Source organism: Prevotella sp., from assembly GCF_051059605.1.
Classification (GTDB): Bacteria; Bacteroidota; Bacteroidia; order Bacteroidales; family Bacteroidaceae; genus Prevotella.
This window is the reverse complement of record NZ_CP050883.1, coordinates 2,810,951-2,830,332: the sequence shown is the minus strand read 5'-3', so window position 1 is coordinate 2,830,332 and position 19,382 is coordinate 2,810,951. Positions and strand designations below refer to the sequence as shown.

General features: G+C 34.1%; 10 protein-coding genes. 4 read left to right on the top strand and 6 right to left on the bottom strand.

Going from position 1 to position 19,382, the window contains the following annotated elements; all coding sequences use genetic code 11:
* Window positions 1-17: 17 nt before the first annotated feature.
* The 4 genes from HEQ28_RS11145 to HEQ28_RS11130 form a co-directional block, all read right to left on the bottom strand.
* Window positions 18-1,889: a hypothetical protein gene (locus tag HEQ28_RS11145; protein WP_434502423.1), complete on the bottom strand. Its 1,872-nt coding sequence runs from the start codon at window positions 1,887-1,889 to the stop codon at window positions 18-20.
* Between the two features lie 9 nt (window positions 1,890-1,898).
* On the bottom strand, window positions 1,899-3,254 hold the full coding sequence (locus HEQ28_RS11140; RefSeq protein WP_434502421.1) for a pectate lyase family protein: 1,356 nt from the start codon (window positions 3,252-3,254) through the stop codon (window positions 1,899-1,901).
* 144 nt (window positions 3,255-3,398) lie between these two features.
* On the bottom strand, window positions 3,399-5,441 hold the full coding sequence (locus tag HEQ28_RS11135; RefSeq protein WP_434502419.1) for a RagB/SusD family nutrient uptake outer membrane protein: 2,043 nt from the start codon (window positions 5,439-5,441) through the stop codon (window positions 3,399-3,401).
* Window positions 5,442-5,469: 28 nt separating this feature from the next.
* Window positions 5,470-8,655 carry a SusC/RagA family TonB-linked outer membrane protein gene (locus HEQ28_RS11130; RefSeq protein WP_434502417.1) on the bottom strand — a complete coding sequence of 1,062 codons (3,186 nt, stop codon included), beginning with the start codon at window positions 8,653-8,655 and terminating at the stop codon, window positions 5,470-5,472.
* A 539-nt stretch (window positions 8,656-9,194) separates the two neighbouring features.
* Between HEQ28_RS11130 and HEQ28_RS11125 the strand changes: the two genes are divergently transcribed.
* From HEQ28_RS11125 to HEQ28_RS11110, 4 genes are all read left to right on the top strand, one after another.
* Window positions 9,195-9,515: a hypothetical protein gene (locus tag HEQ28_RS11125; RefSeq protein ID WP_434502415.1), complete on the top strand. Its 321-nt coding sequence runs from the start codon at window positions 9,195-9,197 to the stop codon at window positions 9,513-9,515.
* A gap of 446 nt (window positions 9,516-9,961) precedes the next feature.
* A complete protein-coding gene (locus tag HEQ28_RS11120) occupies window positions 9,962-12,778 on the top strand; it encodes a hypothetical protein (RefSeq protein WP_434502414.1) in 2,817 nt (938 codons plus the stop codon).
* Window positions 12,775-14,004 carry a hypothetical protein gene (locus tag HEQ28_RS11115; RefSeq protein WP_434502412.1) on the top strand — a complete coding sequence of 410 codons (1,230 nt, stop codon included), beginning with the start codon at window positions 12,775-12,777 and terminating at the stop codon, window positions 14,002-14,004. The genes HEQ28_RS11120 and HEQ28_RS11115 overlap by 4 nt, the downstream gene beginning before the upstream one ends.
* 11 nt (window positions 14,005-14,015) lie before the next feature.
* Window positions 14,016-15,080 carry a hypothetical protein gene (locus HEQ28_RS11110; RefSeq protein ID WP_434502410.1) on the top strand — a complete coding sequence of 355 codons (1,065 nt, stop codon included), beginning with the start codon at window positions 14,016-14,018 and terminating at the stop codon, window positions 15,078-15,080.
* A gap of 607 nt (window positions 15,081-15,687) precedes the next feature.
* Here HEQ28_RS11110 and HEQ28_RS11105 read toward each other — a convergent pair.
* Together HEQ28_RS11105 and HEQ28_RS11100 are read right to left on the bottom strand one after the other, a co-directional pair.
* Window positions 15,688-16,074 (bottom strand): HU family DNA-binding protein, encoded by a 387-nt coding sequence (locus HEQ28_RS11105; RefSeq protein WP_434502408.1) that lies wholly within the window; start codon window positions 16,072-16,074, stop codon window positions 15,688-15,690.
* 226 nt (window positions 16,075-16,300) lie between these two features.
* The gene (locus HEQ28_RS11100; protein ID WP_434502406.1) at window positions 16,301-18,385 is read right to left on the bottom strand and encodes a VapE domain-containing protein; all 2,085 of its coding nucleotides are present in this window, start codon (window positions 18,383-18,385) and stop codon (window positions 16,301-16,303) included.
* Between the last annotated feature and the right edge of the window lie 997 nt (window positions 18,386-19,382).

Below are 19,382 nucleotides of genomic sequence, written 5' to 3'. Positions count from 1 at the left end.
AAAAGTTCAATATTAATTTATTTTATGATCTTAACGCAACGGATAGAACTGGAATTTGCACGGCTATTATTTGAATTCAAATTTATGCCATCCTTGCCCATTGTCAAAAGTGTAGCATTAGCAGAGCTTGATGAATTCACAGAACTATACCAATAATAACCATTTGTATCTGCAGACGCCATTCCTCCTGTTTTACGACTACGCCATCCACAATTAGGATACCACCATTGCTGATTATTATTTGTCACAACATACCCATTGTCCCATACAGCATTAGCAAAAGCTGTACCAGTCTTATCAGTTCCATCTGTTATGCCAAACCATGTATCATTAGGAGCAATCATATAACCTGCCGGACTTGGGTCATAGATTGATTTTTCAAGAGTGGAAGCTAAAGGATAATTGTATCCCTCTGGATTACCCCATAAAGAGTTATCACCATAATACAACCAGTCATACGAATAGTAATATGGATTAGTAGAGATGTTACTATTTGAACGTGAATATTTAATAAAGGTCCTAGGGTGCTCAATAGAATATTGCACAGTACCTACATTTTCACTACCAGCTGCAGTACTAAAACTTAATCCTCCATCTTCGTTATACATTTTAGCTGTACCATTAGTACCATAACTAGATGTACCTACAAAAGGATCTTTACGTCCCCATTGGTAAAGGAATCCCACTGAATTATTATCTTTAGGAGTAGCAGAAGTAGCGCCTAGATTTCTATCCAGAATAGTATATGTATTACCTTTTACATTCGTCGTTAATGTTTGCTCTTTATATTCTGTCACCCATATATGAAACGACCATAATATTTTTGCATCTTCTGCTTTTGGATCTTCCTTATCATAAATAGCAATGACAGCATTACCAGATTGTCCATTCAAATTTACAGTAAAAGATTTTTTGTCTGCAGCCAGCGTCACATCCTTCACAAAATCCACAGCTACATCATTCCATAACTGATGTGCAGATAACGCTAAACGTTCATCCCCCGCTTGATTATCCTCATAAGCGTAGTTTTTACTTGAAGTAAAATAAGCTCCACAATCTACTGTTACTGATGTTTGACCAGGTTTCACTATAACAGAATTTGCGGTTCCATAATAATACGTTGCATATTGCCAGTCTACATTATCAAGAGTAACTTCTAATGTTTTACCTCTTTCAATTGTTTTACCTGTCAAATCAATAATACATTGTCCATAGCCCTTTGGCGAAAACAATTTGATGTTTAACTTATTTGTAAAAGTCTGCGGAGGCAAAGCCATTATCAGATTACAATCATTAGAAACGTCTATCGCCCCTTTTAATACTATTTTATGTGATGCATTATCTATGCTTGTAATCTTGCCAGATTCAGCATCGATATTCAATCCTCCACTCAGATTATCCGACTTAGACTCTATGGATACAGATGATACTGTACCGAAATCTTTATTTGCTGGTACCACGATCTTCAAGGCACCAACAACAGGTTGCAGTTTTACACTATCCAATCCCTCATTATCCGTTTGAGTACAAAGTGGACAAGATGAAATATTCACCGTACTGGCATTATATGACTGTTCACTTGGTAAATCAAATTTTGCGGTGTTGTCAGCCTTCAATAATGTATCTGGATAATACAACAAATAATGATTTACAGCAGGGACATCATGCAAACTTATCAATCCATTACTAAGAATAGGGATCTTATCGCCATTGATACCCAATTTTTCACCTGTTGGAATATCAAAATTAAAAGAAGCATCACCATTTATAGCCAAATTGAAACTATTTGGTTGTTGTATAAATACCTGTTCTATACTGTCTTTAGTACATCCACATAGTATCAGTACTAATAAGAATAAAACATATTTATTAGAATATATAATCTTCATAATATTAGTTTATTGATCATTTTTTGCATCTAGCGTGAAGATATAGTTCTCTATATTAGTATATCCATTGCCAGATATCTTAGAGGCATCTTTAGGATCATTTTTGTCTAAACCATATTTATCTTCAAATGCATCCGGCATACCATCATTGTCGCTATCAAGTTGTTTGTCAGCGACTTTAATATCGCCAGGACCGCCCAATGGGAATTGGTCTTTATTCCTTTCGTTTTGAATGATGCTACCATGCTTTCCTAATGATGTGAGTTCTCCTATAAGATAATTATCAACCTGATCTCTTACAGGAAGAGATGCTCCTACATACTTTACTACCCAATTGTATGCATCAGTGGCATTTGTCTGTTGTTTAATCTTACAAAATTGACTAGGTGCCGTTGTTAGAAATGTTGGAGTTCCAGAACAAAGCTCTGTCCAATTCGATGAAGGTTGAATCTCTACACCGTTAAGTATTTCATCTTTATTTGAATCATAGTAGTTATTTACACAATATGTACTAAACAACTCATTACCTCCAATAAAAGGTTTCGCTGGTGTTACAGGTGAATCTACAATTTGTCCTGTACCATCATTCTTCCAGTTATGTTCTATAGGACCAACAATAAAATAATTATCTTCTATATCTGTCAACGATTCACCTTGTGAATCTCCGCTCATATTATATGCAGCACCATCTCCCCAATTATATAAGACGTTATTGACAAATTGGTTTAAGCCTTTAACTTTAGGGTTTCGTGTCTTATTGTCTATATATAAATTACGGAACAATGTTATTCCATGATCCAAATCAGTCTGTATTAATCCACCACATGAATGATTTTGCAGACCTTGACCAATGATAGAATTTTGAATCGTAATATCACGTGAAGTAGTACTATTGATAGAGAAGTTCTCATCTCGTCCCCATCCTACAGAAAGATGGTCAAATATCATATTATTTCCATTTGCTACACCGGCTGCATCTTTTCCATCAGTGCCTTGTGTTCCCATACGCATACGTAGATAACGACATATTAAATTATCAGCACCAGAAAAAGAGACACGGTTTCCATAAAGTGACACACCATCACCAGGAGCTGTTTCACCAGCTACGGTAAGGTTTTTAGAAAATACTAATACTGACTTAAGGTTTATAATTCCACTCACATCAAACACGACGATTCTATTAGGTTTACTGATTGCAGCTCTAAGTGAACCATCTCCGTCATCTTCAAGGTTAGTAACATGAACGATTTCGCCTCCACGTCCACCTGTTGTATAACGTCCGAATCCTTCAGCACCTGGAAAAGCAAGTACCTCGCCATAATTCATGAATGGTGTGAATTCATTTTTAATACAAACTGTTTCCATCGTAACTTCTTTAGAACAAGAAGTACATATAAACAAGGAAAGAAAAGCCGTACTACATATATGTGATAATTTCATGATTTGTATAGATTAAGTAAAATATATAGGGTCTGGTAAATAACCAGACCCTATCTTTATTCTTTTTTATTAATAACCTGGTAATTGCGTCAAATTAGGATTGTCTATCATTGGATGACCAGCCGACTTATTTGCAAACGGAAATAGTTCACAATGATTTTCCCTATAACCATAATAAATACCATCGCTACCATCAGCAGTTGAAATCCAAGTAGGGTATGTACCACCGTTCTCTACACTTCCTGTCGGTTTTGTATAGATAATACTACCAACTTGAATACTACTTGCACCATTGGTGAAACCTACAGTTTTACGTGATTTTACGTTGAACGAACTGTTATATGCTTCAAACATATTGATAGGATACCACATTTCTCCATCTTGTATCGTTACACCATGTGCAGCCAATATTTTAGCAAGCTTTGCCTGATATGCTGCATCAAGCTTACCTGGAGCAGTCTTGATTATAGTAATCTCGGCAGGATCTGTAATATCGACATATTTTAAAGCAAGGAACTTATCACCATAAGCCTGTGCATCTACATGATATTGATACAAACGGTATGTAGCAACATTTGCATAATCGCCTTTGCGATCAGACAAATCTTTCATCGCTTGTTGGGTAGCTTTAATTTCTTTTGCCAAACGTCCCATTCTAATAAGGTCAGTACGTAGCATAAATTCATTACAGAATTCCCATTTACGCTCTTGAGCAAGAGCATCATCAAACTCAGACTGAGTAGATGGTATTGCCATAGCACCTATACCAGCACGGTCACGAACATTTTTCAATGCCGCAATGCCCTCTGTTGTAGGACCATTGTGTAGATAGTTCTCAGCTTCTGCATACATCAAAAGCAAGTCAGCGTAACGTAATACAGGAATATCAAGATTACGTTTTGCAGCTTCTATTGGTTCTACGCACCAAGACAAACGGAACTTACCACACATGATACTAGAGAATGTTGTACCTGTATCAATCCAAGTATCTGTGTCTGCACCTTTATTAAGGAAATATATACTATAAGAAGTACAGCTCACGTCTCTACGAGTATCGTTCTTGTCAAAAGACAAATAATAGGTAGGTAGATTAAACTGCATCGCTTTACGAGAACCGAATACACCACCACGTGAACCAGGATGACAAAGAACACCGAAATCTGAATTTGTAGTTGCACCATATTGTGCTAATTCCCACAACATCTCTGGGTTTGTTGTAGAGAAATTACGCTGGCAATGGTTGTACCATAATTTCTGAAATCCACTAGTTGTAGCATCACCTTGTACTAAAGAATTAGCACCATGATCGATCACATCTTTACAAGCCTTATCAGCAATTTGATACAAGGCTAGTACACGAGCATTATCTGGACGACGCTCTACTTTCAATGTACTTTCATCATTTGTTTCAAGATTCCAACGAAGAGAATATCCAGCTGCATACAATGCTGTTCTTGCCAACAAAGCATTTGCAGCTTGTTTGGAAATACGTTCTGGAGTAGGATATCCACATTCTGCATACCAAGGAATATAATCTACAGCTTTCTGCAAGTCTGCAACAATATGATCATAGATTGTATCACGTGATACACGTTTTGGATACAATGCCTCATTCTTATCTGTAATATCTTCCATCGGAACCCAACGAGCTGGAACATCTCCATACACCCTGATAAGATTGAGATAACTAAAAGCTCTGAGCGAAAGTGCTTCACCCAATATTTGGTTACGCTTCTTTGTCTCAGGCATCTTGCTGATTTCCTTGATAGCGATATTAGTCTGTTCTATTGCACCATACTGCTCATTATATACTCCGGTTAGAGTTATAGGAGTCTTTGCATCATACAAATAATTACAGATGTTATATTTTGAGTTGTTTGTACCACCATCTTCTGATGCATGAGTAACACCATCGCCCTCACCCATCTGATAATAAAAATCTGAATTAATCAGACCACGATAGCATCCTTCTACAAAGATTTCCGCTTTTGTCTCGTTTTCAAACACAGTCTGCGTATCATCTGATGTATATGGATCCATTGAAAGCCAATCCTGACAAGACACTAAGCTTGTCATCAATGCTGCGGTTATTATGAATTTATATTTTTTCATGATTACTCTTTTATTATAAAATACTTATTTAGAATGTAAGATTCATTCCTAAAACAAAACTTCTAGAGTGTGGATAGGTAGAACTATCATAGCCTGGAGTACAAACCACATTATTTGCTGCCGAAACTTCAGGATCATATCCGCTATATCCTGTTATTGTAGCAAGGTTATATACTGTGAAATATACACGTGCACTAGCGATACTTATTTTGCTCAATAGTGTTTTAGGTAAAGAATATCCTAATGTAACCTGACCTATTTTGAGATAAGAACCATCTTCTACATAATATGATGATGGATAGGTGATATAGTTTGAATTAACCTTACTTGCACTCCACAATCTTGTAGATTCATTTGGGTTGAGTTCCTGCAAACGAGCAAGTGTTGTAGCAGCTTGACCAGTAACAGGATCTATCATACGATAATAGTTATCACCAAACTCAGATGGTACATTCTGGAACATTGCATAAGGACTCATACTGTGCTTTGTAGCGTTATATATATCATTACCTATTGAGAATTTCATAAATACACTTAAATCAAATCCTTTGTATGTTACCGTGTTATTGAAACCACCTGTACAATCTGGACTACCATTACCAATCTTTACCATCTTACGAGTAAACTGAGTTCCATCTTCATTATCAGCGGCAAATTTTATATCACCTGGCTGAACAGTCTGTACCTTACCTGAATTTACTGGTGCGACAACACCATCTTTCAAAACAAACTTACCATTTACCTCATTAAAGTCTGCTGTTGTATAAATACCTTCATATTTATATCCATACATATCACCAAGAGATTGCCCTACTGTGGCATAATAACTTACTGAACCACTACGGTTACCACCTACGCTGAATGTTTTAGTATCTACACCATTCTCCAAAGACACAACCTTTGATTTGTTGAAAGATAAGTTGAGATCTGATGTCCATCTAAAGTCCTTACCCTCCACATTTGTCGTATTAAGAGTGAACTCCCAACCTCTGTTACGCATCTTACCTACATTCTGATATTGATTCTTGTAACCAGTACTGCTTGGTATGATACACTTCATCAATAAATTGTTGGCTTGATTATTATACCATTCTACAGTCAAGTTTACACGACTATTAAATAAAGACATATCAAGACCTATGTTGGTAGAAGCTAATGTTTCCCATTTCAGTTTATTATTACCAAGGGTTTCACTTAAAACGTATGAAGGATTAGTGATACTATTGTTCATTGGGTAAATAGACAATACAACATTAGTACGATATAGGTAATCTGAAATATCATTATTACCAGTTTCACCATAACCAACACGAAGTTTCAAGTTATTGAAAGTATTTGCAAGTAAACTGTTTTTGAAGAATTTCTCCTCGGTAATACGCCATGCGGCAGCTACTGAAGGAAAGTATCCCCACTGATGACCACGAGCAAATTTTGAAGAACCATCGGCACGCAATGATGCTGTTAATAAGTAACGCTCATCATACGTATAATTAAGACGACCAAACATAGAAACCATACCACTGTGTGAATGACCAGAAGACTTGTCCTTTACATTTGCCACAGATATATCGTCTAGTCCATGATTAGGAATAGGAAATTGGTTTAAGGTAATATCATTACTCTCTGACTCTGAATAGGTAACCTCATGACCTAGCAAAGCGCTTACTTTATGAACTTTAGCAAATGTCTGGTTGTAGTTTAATGTATTGGTAATCTGCCAAAGATAGCTTTCTGAGTTACCGACACTTCCGTTGATACCAGTATTGACAGGATCAGTCAAGTAAGCTGTTGAATTTTCATCAGAAAATGATGTTGACTTTGAATTAGACCAAGTATAGCTACCTGCTGTACGCCATGTGAAGTGTTTCAGGAAATCAAATTCAAGTCCACCATTAACAGTAAACAAGCGAGAGTGCTTCTTACTTGTTGACGCAAGATTCTGAACCAAAGGATTGGCAGTATCGAAACTTGAATCCAAACTTGACAAGTCTAAGTATGTCTGAGTATTGATTAATTCATTTTCCGTAAACATTGTACCACCATTGATAGGTTGTAACAACACATTTTTCATACCTGAATAATCACCACCACCATAAGTACTACGTCCTGTAAACATTGTATTTACATCAAGTCTTACACCTTTCCATAGTTCAGAATTAATCTTAGCTCTGAAAGAGTTCTTCTTATCATTATGGTTTGCTAAAAGACCGTCTTGATCAAAATAGTTATAACTCAACATGACCTGAGTCTTATCAGAACCAGTTTGTATGTTGATGTTATGATTTTGTTTCATTGCACTACCGCCAAACACTTCATCCTGCCAGTCAACACCGTAAGAATTAGCATAATTATCAGCCATACGTCCGTATGCACCGGTATAGAAGTCTGCCTCGTCTGTAGCTTTAGCCTTATCAAATACATTGCTCCATGCCGAAGATTTACCCTGTAAAGTAGCCATTTCATACTGATACTTCACAAAATTCTCAGCATTGTTCATCATGTCCAATTTCTTAGACAAGCGGTCGAAAGCGAAATAAGTATTGTATGAAACTTGCGTCTTGCCTTTCTTACCTGATTTTGTTGTGATAAGAATGATACCATTAGAACCCCTAGCACCATAAATGGCAGTAGAAGACGCATCTTTCAAAACGTCAATACTCTCAATATCATTGATATCGATGTTTTCAAGAGCATTACTCATCTCAAAACCGTCTACTATATATAGAGGTGTAGAACCTTGAGTTAGAGACATACCACCACGAACCGTGATTGTTGTACCAGAACCTGGCGCACCACTCTTTGAAATGATATTCACACCAGACACTTTACCTTGCAAAGCCTGAGCAGCAGAAGCTACTGGTACATTTGCCAGTTCCTTTCCATCAACAGAAGATGTAGCACCGGTCAAATCTTTACGCTTTACTTTAGCATAACCGATAGAGACTACTTCGTCCAACATCTGGTTGGAACTTGTTAGCTTCACATCAATTTTAGTACGTCCATTAACAGGAATTGTACGTGTTTCATAACCTACGTATGAAACAACGATTTGTTTTGCATTCGATGGTAAAGATATTGTATATTTTCCATCAATATCAGTTACGGTTCCTCCTTGTTGACCTTTCACTCTCACTGTAGCACCAATAATCACATCTTGATCATCAGAAACCACACCTGAAATTTTCACGGTCTGCGCAACTAGCGCAATTGGCATGCTTATAAACAAGGCTATAAATAAGCATAACTTTAGTTTCAAATTACCCATTTGCTTAAGTTTAATAGTTTTTAGATTTACTTTCACAAAAGTAGCATATCGCACTATTTTACTGAATACAAAATTATACGTAAGCATATACATCTGTCCAAAATGCAATATATAACCTCAATATATACGATAAAACCAAGATAAATTAAACGTCCCGTGCTTGCTATTATTATCTCCCTATTTCCATGGTTAAGTACGATGAAACCGTTAGAAGTTTGAAAAATAAGTTTGATATTTTTGTCTTTAGACATCTTTATTTCAAGATAAAAAATCCGTTTTTTATTGCTTTTTAGTACATATTTTAACATGACGACATCAAAAAACTTACAAAAGTCACTTGCCATAAAGAAAATTTCTGTATTTTTGTACTCGGTCAGCATAGCGACTAAAGTTTGTAATTTCTTTTTTACCACTAAAATCTTACAGCTTTTCCACTAGACACTTACCATTAATGAACACACGTTTATATAACATTAATTTTTAAATACATGAATATTACAATTAAACAAGCACAAAAGGTCATCAAGACCTTAAAAGAAGAAGACAAAAAACTGGAAACATTTTCTTCTCACAAGTTTATAGGTGCCTACATCAAAGAGTTTGAGTCTGATTATATTAATATGCTTGCGGAATACGAGAATAAACAAACTTCTAAAGATACTTCAAAAAATATAGGAAAGCTTCATAGTAAAATTGGTTCTTTTCTAAAGAGAAATGAGAAAGAACTAGGTATCATTTCAGATGGTAAAGTAACAGATATGAACATTCATCATTCAGAAACACCTTCTGAGAAATGGAACATAGTGTGATTTAAGTTAATTGTACAATTAAAACACCTCGCCATTTTATCAATTAATAGCTTTTCCTTTTGCCGCTTTTCTTTTAGAAAGTATTTTCAGACATAAAAAATGCTTTTAAGCACATATAATATAAGGAAAGCAATGATCCATTTGAACTTAGTATATAAGAATTATGAGAACAGAACTGTTAATTCTTATCATAATGAAATAGGTAAATCAAATAATAATTTGAGTTTAGATGTGATTAACGAATTAGTTGGCAAAATGTTAAATAAAATGATTTTCTTAAAAGTAATATTACATAATGAGAGCGCAATTCTAGTAATCAGTTGCATGAGTCAACAACAAACGTTTATGTTTCCTTCTATAAAAGGTATAACAATAAAGTGGGTAGGCTAAACTTAAAGATTCACGCTTAATTTAAAAATACATAACAATATTAATAATAAGTATATATGAAAAATAATAATGAGACTATTATCGATTTGACAAAAAATAGTTATAGTGATGCAACGGTATTACCAGAAGAGGAGTTGATGCATATCAAACAGTTAGTGAAAATCGAGAATTTGTTTAAATCTCAATATGATAATATTGAAAATAAAAATGAATGCGACGATTGCTGTAATGATACAATATCAGTGTTTGCTAAAAGGGGTTATGGAAAAACAACATTCGTGAAGTCTTTTATTGATAAAATAAATAAAAATAATGATTATAATTGTTGTTGTCTTGACATTATAGACCCTTCTAAATTGGAATTAAAACAACATCCATTCATGTATGTACTTGCCCTTATACATGAGGTCGTAGAAAAATACATTCATAAAAACGATGAGATGCAAAATCCAAATGATGAAAATTATGAGTCTTTTGTATCTTGGAATAAGGCCTATAAAAACTTATGCAAATCTTTATCCGTTTTGGACTGTGTCGGTGAACCTAATTTTTACAAAGATTGGGATGACGATGTACAGATTGCAAAAAGCGGGATGAAGCGAGCCGAGGATGCAAATAATCTCAAGAGCAATTTCGTGAAATATATTGATAATTCTTTAATTTTACTCCATAAGAAATGTTTTGTATTGTCTTTTGATGATATTGATACTAATTTTTCTAAAGGCTTTGAAATTCTAGAATCAATACGTAAATATCTTACGATAAATAAAATAATAACAATCCTTACAGGCGATCTTAGTCTTTATTCAAAATTGATCCGTCAAAATCTATGGACAGGTTTTAATTCTAATTATTTTAGTAATGAGCAGAAATATTCTCCTGATAGTATGTATGAGGTTTCTGAAATTATTAATCAACTAGAAGAGCAATATCTTTTGAAGATATTAAAACCGGAAAATCGAATAACACTAGATTCTATTTATGAAAAAACAAAAAACAGTCATTACACTATTAAAGTTAAAAATAAAAAAAACAAAACGTATAAAAAGATAGAAAACATATATAACGATGTCTGTATTTTGATGGGGTATAGTGAGACTTTTCCTAAAACAGCAGTAATGATCAACTTCATTATGAAATTACCAATTCGTACTCAAATGAGAATTTTGGGATTGACAAGTTATGATTATAAGGACAAGGATGATTTTGTGCGTGGCATGATTAGAATTTTTCGTTCTGATATTTCTTTGAAAAGTAATCTATCAGAAATGGATATAGATAATCTAGATAATTTCGGTCCTATATTAGACTTCTTCAAAAAAACAAATTGCCTTTCACGTGACATTAGTTTTATACCAGAAACAGGTGACCTTACTTTGGACAAAACCTTATTTGCTCTTGGTGGTATTATTAATCAAAAAATAGATAGAAGCATATATTTGTCATTTGATTATTGGATTAGAATTTCATATGTAAGAAAGGCTTTTGAAATGGATATTATTCCTCAAATGATTTCCTATTCAGAAATTAATAACGACAATAGTTTAAATAAATCTTATTGCCTTTCTCATGCTTTTCGTCGAAGTTTTGAATTTACAATTGACAACACGGTTATGAAACCGAAAATTTTACCCGGTGTGTGTGAAATTGAAGATTATAGTCATTTTACTAAAGAACTCAACGATAATCCTATAGTGGGACTTGTGCTATTTGAAACCGCGTCTTCTTCTGAAAGATCAACTTGTTTTATATCTATATATAAGCTACTAGCTTCTATTGGAGATATTATTAGAAATTACGATAAAACGAGTTTGGAAAAAAGTATAGGTAATATATCATTAAGATTAAATACTTTATCACAATTTAGATCTTACCTTGAACCAAATAAAAATGCTCCAGAATCCAGAAAAGATGCAATTGAAAAAAGAACCGAATTTGACCATTTTAATTACACTAATTTTAAAGATGAAGCTTCTAAAATAACAAATTGGATTAACCAAAAACAAATAAATGATCCTAATATTATCTCTGTTTATGTATTAGATCGAATTTTTACGCGTGCTTATTTTAGCTTTTCTGATATAGAAAAGATTAGATTTCACAATGCTGGTGAAAAATTAAACTATCAAATTATAGCTTTTTTGAATGCAATCTTAGTAGAAGAATCTATTGATAGAGGCATATCCGAGGTTAACCTTAATAGTAAGGGTAATACTATAGAAATCTTTTTTAAAAATCTTTATGTCACTGCGAGGAAAAGTAAATTGTTGTTCTTTAGAACTATGTTAAGATGCCCACTTTTAATTGATTTTATAGATCCTTATTATAAGGATTTGATATATAAACTTGAACATTATAGTGAAGAAATGAATGTATCAGATACTGTAAAATATATATTTTTAAAAAATTCCATTAAGTATCGGGAAATAGATATTGATATACTGAATCATAAAGTGAATAATCTTGAGTCTCAGGCTAGTCATTATCATACAATAGTAAATAATCTAAGAAAATATCAACATTTAAAAGGAAGTATTATCAACAAAGAGATTGAAATAGATAATGATTTAGAAATTAGAATTATTAAAGAAGCTTCATATTTAGAAGATAATCAAGAATTTTCTTTTGAAAATTTAATGAATGACATTAGAAATATTAGAAGTGAATCATTTATTTCAAAGTGTCAAGATTTATATTATAAGAAAATAATTGAAAGTACTTCTTTAAGAAAAAAAATTAATATAGAGAATTCTATATTGAAAATAGAAAAAATAGAAAAAGAAAAAATAGAAAAATCTTCTTTCATAGGTAAAACAAATGAAATAAAAGAAAGTTCTGTAAATAACACCTTATGTAGTATAAAATTACAATGACTCCATTGATAGAAAATTTATTTTTAGATAGCAAGTCTTTGTATTCTTATTATAACTACAAAGATGTTAATATTGATGAGGTACTTCGCCATTTGTGTGTAATAAAACATACAGAGAATTATTATGTCCCAGAGCATCAGATTAATGGCGCTTTATCATTTATTTCAAGGAAATACTTATCTTTGTCAGACTTGTTATGGAAGTTTCCTCTGGATGCTTCTAAAGAATGTTTGCAATCTTTTAATGAATTATTATATATTAAACCAAACATGGCAGAAGAGTGGGTTGGTCTTATTTCAAAAATATCTCCTACTATTTTCATTGCAAGTTGGTTTCTGGAAGAATATGAAAAAAATAGCTTAAAAAGTGGTACGTTTAGACAGTTTGTAAGAAAACGTTTAATGAATCAGTTCAGATATACGTCTCTATTAAGTCCGTATTTACCTGAATTAGAATCATTTATCAAAGAACAGTCTGGGTTGTATGATTTACATGTACACCTTAATGGGTCTACAGAAACTGAATCAGTTTGGATGTCTGCAGTAAATAACCCTGATAAGGCAATGAGGGAATATATAATTTCAGCTAATAAGAAATCAACAACTAAAAAACAGTTAGAACAGATTATGCCTGAAATTGACATAGAAATGTTCAAAAGCTGTCTTGAACGTAGTTTAAAATATCGTCAAGAAATAATTAATTACATATATGAAGTAAATTACGAGAAGAAGCTTCTTATAGATGGATTGGAGTATCTTTGGGGTGATCTCCCTGAAAACTGTATATATAGTGACATTGTAAAAGAGATTATTTTAAATATTCTCGTTATGTCTTCATTAAAATATCACAAGAATGAAATTATAGCTCAAAAATACCACTTTTATCTTATAACAAAAGGATTGTTTAATGCATTACTTGTACAACAAAAGAGTCAGTTTGGGTTTGACCAGTTTCAATCTATTACAGATAATGGATTGAGAGAGTTTGTTGAAGTTGATTATAGAAAACGTTTTTTTCAAATGGCAGGTTACCCAGTCCATAATTATATACGTTTCATGGAAGGACGCTTTTCACCAAAGGATAGTAAAAGTAAAAATCGGCTATTTGTTAATAAAATAATTAAAGATTTCACTGCTTTCAAAAAGAACACTAACTCAAAAACAGAATTAATTCTTATTGCGCATTTTATAAAAAAACCAGAAAAAATAATAAGTTTGATGATATAAGACATGGAGATTTGAGGTTATCTCTAAAAAGAAAAGCAGAAGCTTTATTGAGTTATAAACAAAGTGGCGATAAAAATGCAAAATATCTCATTGGTATAGATGCGGCGGCTAACGAGTTGGATGCATCCCCTGATGTATTTGCCCCTGTTTTCAAATTTCTTAGAAAAAGTGAGTTGTTTCGTTTTACCTACCATGTTGGTGAAGATTTTAGACATTTGATAAGTGGTATACGTGCTATTGATGAAGCTGTAGAATTCTTAGATATGCATATCGGAGATAGGTTAGGGCACTGCACAGCTTTAGGTATTGAGCCTTCTATATGGTCTAAACATTATATAGGGAAAACATATATTCCAAGAGGGGAATGGTTGTTTAATCTTGTATGGACTTGGGATATTATAAATACAAATAAAGAATGTGCCAATATACAATATCTTATACCCAAAATAGAAATTTATATAATGCGCTATTCGCAAGAAATATTTGAAAAAATATATTCCCCTTTTGAATTACTCAAATCTTGGAAATTTCGCAAACACGATCCTAATGTTTATTTAAAAGAAAATAGGAACTATTATTATAGTTCAGATATTATTGAAGATTACGAAGAATGGGAGGATATAACCCATAAATTAAAATCAAATGAATATTTAGATCATATTAATTATATGTACTATAAATATAAACCAAGCCGTCAAAAATATGATGAGTATATAAAAATTGAAGATGATGAATTATTTGACTGTGATTTTCTTAGAATCATTCAATGTTGTGAATTAAAGAAGATTATATCTAAAGGCATAATAATAGAGACGCTTCCATCTAGTAATTATTGCATAAGTCAATATGAAGAGTTTGATGAATATCATTTTGAAAGATGGATAAATGAAAAAGAAATGTATAATCCAACTTTAGTTATAGGTACAGATGATCCAGGTATCTTCTCTACTAATATATATAATGAGTATTCTAGAATATTTCTTTATTTGAAACGTAAAAATTATCCAGTAGGGACTATTATGCAACGGATAAAAGAAATACAACAAAATAGTAAAAATTATTCTTTTGGTATATGATTGAATCTTTAAGACGTCGCATAGCGGCACTGTCCTATATATTAGTAGCTAATAAAAATGTTCATTCTGTTTTCGACTATGAAGAACAGAACTATTTCAATTTTAGTTCAAATCGTAATGGAACAAATATAAGTATATATGATTATTTTGCTTCTAGTTATTTTTCAGGGAATATTCCAAATATATATGACTATGAAGATAATGCTTTCATTTCTGTAAATGTAACAGGGAATAGTTTATCAATTTATAGTTATAAATATAATGGATATTTTAGTATAACGGTTAATGGCAATAACGTTTCTGTTTTTGACTACAAACATAGCGAGTATCATAATTATGTAGTAAATTGATTATTTGTTACAATAATGAAATTTCAACTCAAAAACATAAATGAAATAAATGGGGTTGCGACACCACACGGTGCAAGAACAAAGCACGGCATTACGGCGGTTACTGACTGTAAAATGATAACGGTGGGATGTCCTGTTTAGAGCGGACATCACTACCAATATTTCAAAGAATAAATTGATTATCATAAAAATAGCCATTCATCAATGATGAATGGCTATTTCTTTAGCTATAAATATAGGCTTGTTGGCGAATGCCACTATCGAATTTCTATAATGGCATCGTCTGTTAAACTGCGAGTAAGTTTCCATGTCATTGCATCTCGCTTGGCATCCTCACGGAACTTAAGGTGTACACCATGAATGTTAGACTTCTTGAAGTCGGCAGGATTCACCACAGAGTCACTTGTGACTCCTACATGAAAGCTACCAAGACCATCAATCGTGACCTCCTCGCCATTAAGAAGGTGGTCACGAATTACATCCATCAACTCTGTGAGCACCAAAGTCACGTCGCTACATTTGGCAGAGCAGTTCCTTTGAATCTCCTCGGCGATTTCATTCATGCCGACTTTCCCTGTCTTTCTTGTTCTTGCGAAGTATTTTTCTTCTGTTCTGGATTTCTCCAATGTGCATTGTATTGCCATAAAAATATTTTTTTATTTTGTTTTTAAAGGTCGTTTCCTACATGTTTTTACGAAACGCATTGTTATACAACACGTTAGCTAGTGTATATGAATCCGTTGTTATACACTAAACGGAGTGATTAGGGCCTAATCACTCGATTGTTCTACATGCTTTTCAGAGTGATTAGGGTCTAATCACTCAAAGGCGCAACGAAAAAGGTGATTTTATTCTCGCCGCGCTTCTTGATTATACAGTAACTATAACCTTGTATTTCATACCTACAGCTAGTCTTTTTGATTCAAATCCACGGTTAGTCAACAATCGTCCAAGACTTATTAGTGCCTTGCGGTCGTAGGTTATCAACTTATAGTACTTCCTGATGATATCAACCATCTCTGGCAATGTCAATTCTTGCGGTGTTTCGTATGACTTTGGTACACGGAACAGACTGTCGATTATTGGTTCAATGTCTAATATTTCGATAAACTGTTTGTTATCCAACATAATCTTCATGGTTTCCTCGTCGTTGAAGAAATATCTTTCACCAGCAGCTATTTCGGCTACAAGTTGTGCATAAAGTTGATCGTATTCCACCTCACTTGTGAAGTCAATATTACCATCTATCTCAATACACAGATAACGACGGCTACCAGTTAGATCCTTTAGCGGTTTGACTGTATTTGTCGTTGCTACAAAACTGGCATAGCGTCGGCGGTTGGAGAAACTTGCCTGATAAGGCATTCTCATTCTTACTGTAGGAGTAGAAATAAGGTATTTCAACAGTGGTTGTTTACCTGAACTGACAGAATCAAACTCGTCGATGTTGATCAAAGCAGTATTGGTCAATCCCATGAACATTGACGTGTCGTTTTTGAAGCTGATACGGTCGTTGTAGAATTCCTGAAGCTCTGGAGGCAGTATGATCGCGCAGAATGAACTCTTTCCACATCCCTGTTTGCCAATGAATAGCGGAACGATGGCGTTTGCCTGTTTCTGGGTACGCCCCATCCAATGCGCCACCATTGAGAGCATCCATACATGGAAGTTGTGTACAAAGTCAGCATTGCCTGTAGGCACTCTTCTTGCAAACTCACTCACACGGTCTTTGCCATCCCATTTCGGCAGGTTATCAAGATAGTCGTTTATCGGATCATAAGCAGGGATAAGCGTTGAATCAAGATAACGGTCCAAGTCTTTATCCCATGATTCAAGTCCCATTTTCAGTGCTTTCAGTGTCATGGTGTACCGATCCTCTTTTTCCATTGGTCGGAAAGAATAGTCGTAACCGTCTTTATATCTGAATTCGTTTTTTCCAGAAATAACATTCTTGCGGAATTCATAGAATGTATTCATAAACGCTTCCTGTTTGAAAGCCATTAGCTGTACATTGGAAAGATGTTTTTCGGGGTAGTACTTTTCCATTTCCTTATGGTATGCTTCCACAAAAATGTTTTCTACAAGTAGTTCATCGCTTCCAAATTCAGAGTTATATTTTATGAGTTTGATGCACATTCCCATCGGCAGTCCTGATTCGTGACAGTATTGGGCAAGTGTATTCAGAAAATTGTGAACCTTGTATTCATCTTCGTCAAGACGAGTCTTGTTAAGCGCATCCATAAAACAGTAATGAAATAGCATCTGATTGGTCTGCGACTTTGTTCTTCCCATAAAGATAGGCAGTTCGTCAGCCTTTTGTGGCATTACAAGTGGTTTGAGACTTGGCGTTTTTTCGTTATCCTTTATAGATAGTGGTATTGCATCTTCATGAATAATTGCATCAAAGTCAACAGACACACAGCAGGATGTTTCTAGCGTTGGCGGAATATTATCAATTGACATCTGAAGTTGGGTACTGTAGATATAATGCAGTTTGCGATAAGCTTCGTTTATGAAAGTCTGTCTGTTTTCATCTGGGAGTTTTCCATCGGGAAGCGTAGCCCGACATACTATTTTCACAGAGCATCCTGTTATTCCTATGAATGTCATAAGGGTGTAAGGGATCAGTGCAGCCTGGTCACGGATTTTCTTAGCTTGATCATCGTTTTCAAGGCGATTTATTTCAAGAAGGATAAGTCCGTTGAAATTATCGATGACTGTTTTTCCTTCGGTCTTTTTCCATTCGGCAGCAAAACAGACGCGTCTTGCTTTTTTCACAGAATCAAGTTCGTTGAATTTCGGTCCATTGTGAAGGAGTGTTAGAGGAAATTCCTCTCTTACTTTGTTTACTTCTTCGGCATATTTGCCCGAGATAATGTTTTCGTAGATGGTTGTAAGTTCTATTCTTGTAAAGAATATTTCGCCCTTTTCTTTTCGGGCAATTGATGTTTTCATTTCGCTAATTTATTATTTTTTTATTTTATCATAGAAATCGGTTAAGGATCATGTAGGATTGATGTATAAAACATGTAGGAAAAGCACTTCTTATACATGGGCTAGTGTATTGATTAGTAGCGATTTAGACTTCGAATGTAGGTAGTGTAGGTATTTTCCTAACATTTTTAGAATTTTCGTTTCCCATGACCGGTTAGTTCATGCAAAGGTAATAAAAAATACATAAAATTGCAAATGTTTGAACAAGAAATACGGAATAGGATGTAACAGACAAATAAAATAGACAAGCTTATATTGATGTTTCCCACTTGCACGGCATTTTGAGAAAATGTTCCTCATAGCAAGGTTTATACTCTCACAGAAAACAATTATGTGATGAATAAAGAGGGAAACAACAATAACGGCCGTTCACGCGTTTCTCGCGGAAATAAAATTCAGAAACCAAGGAAAGTTTTCGCTAAGTCATGAGCAGAGGAAGCTTGCTTACTACGCCATAACGAGAAAACTTCTTCAGAGAAGAAATATCTTGCAAATGAGAGCAGAGTCAAGCTTGCTTGAACTATGCCGAGTGTAGCTAGATATTGAAAGAATTTAAATTTCGTGCCAGTAAGAGCAAAGCCAAGCTAGCTTGAGCTATGCCGAACGCAGCCAAATTCTTTATAAAAAAACGGTCTTTATTGCTCACGTAATTTCAGAACAGCTATCATGAAACCGCACCTAAAGGTGCCAGGAACAAACTACAAGAAAGCTCCCGCTAAGCCATGAGTACAGGAGGCTTGTTTACTATGCCGTGACGAGGGAACTTCGTCAAAGAAGAAATTCTTCTCACGCAACTTTCGTGCTGGCTTTTCCTGGCACCTATAGGTGCGGTTTCGTGCCAGTTTTTCAGAGTATAACGTGTGACATAATTTCCTTTGTTTCTGAATTTCATTTCCGTGAGAACGGCCGTTTAATCGTTTATTCCTCAGGTTATTTTTTCACAAAAAAATATGAAGGA

What these genes read in the sequence shown, in the direction of transcription:
- HEQ28_RS11140 (WP_434502421.1), bottom strand. Translation starts at nt 3,254, where the DNA reads ATGGAAACAGTTTGTATTAAAAATGAATTCACACCATTCATGAATTAT.
- HEQ28_RS11130 (WP_434502417.1), bottom strand. Translation starts at nt 8,655, where the DNA reads ATGCCAATTGCGCTAGTTGCGCAGACCGTGAAAATTTCAGGTGTGGTT.
- HEQ28_RS11105 (WP_434502408.1), bottom strand. Translation starts at nt 16,074, where the DNA reads ATGGCAATACAATGCACATTGGAGAAATCCAGAACAGAAGAAAAATAC.
- HEQ28_RS11120 (WP_434502414.1), top strand. Translation starts at nt 9,962, where the DNA reads ATGAAAAATAATAATGAGACTATTATCGATTTGACAAAAAATAGTTAT.
- HEQ28_RS11135 (WP_434502419.1), bottom strand. Translation starts at nt 5,441, where the DNA reads ATGAAAAAATATAAATTCATAATAACCGCAGCATTGATGACAAGCTTA.
- HEQ28_RS11125 (WP_434502415.1), top strand. Translation starts at nt 9,195, where the DNA reads ATGAATATTACAATTAAACAAGCACAAAAGGTCATCAAGACCTTAAAA.
- HEQ28_RS11115 (WP_434502412.1), top strand. Translation starts at nt 12,775, where the DNA reads ATGACTCCATTGATAGAAAATTTATTTTTAGATAGCAAGTCTTTGTAT.
- HEQ28_RS11100 (WP_434502406.1), bottom strand. Translation starts at nt 18,385, where the DNA reads ATGAAAACATCAATTGCCCGAAAAGAAAAGGGCGAAATATTCTTTACA.
- HEQ28_RS11145 (WP_434502423.1), bottom strand. Translation starts at nt 1,889, where the DNA reads ATGAAGATTATATATTCTAATAAATATGTTTTATTCTTATTAGTACTG.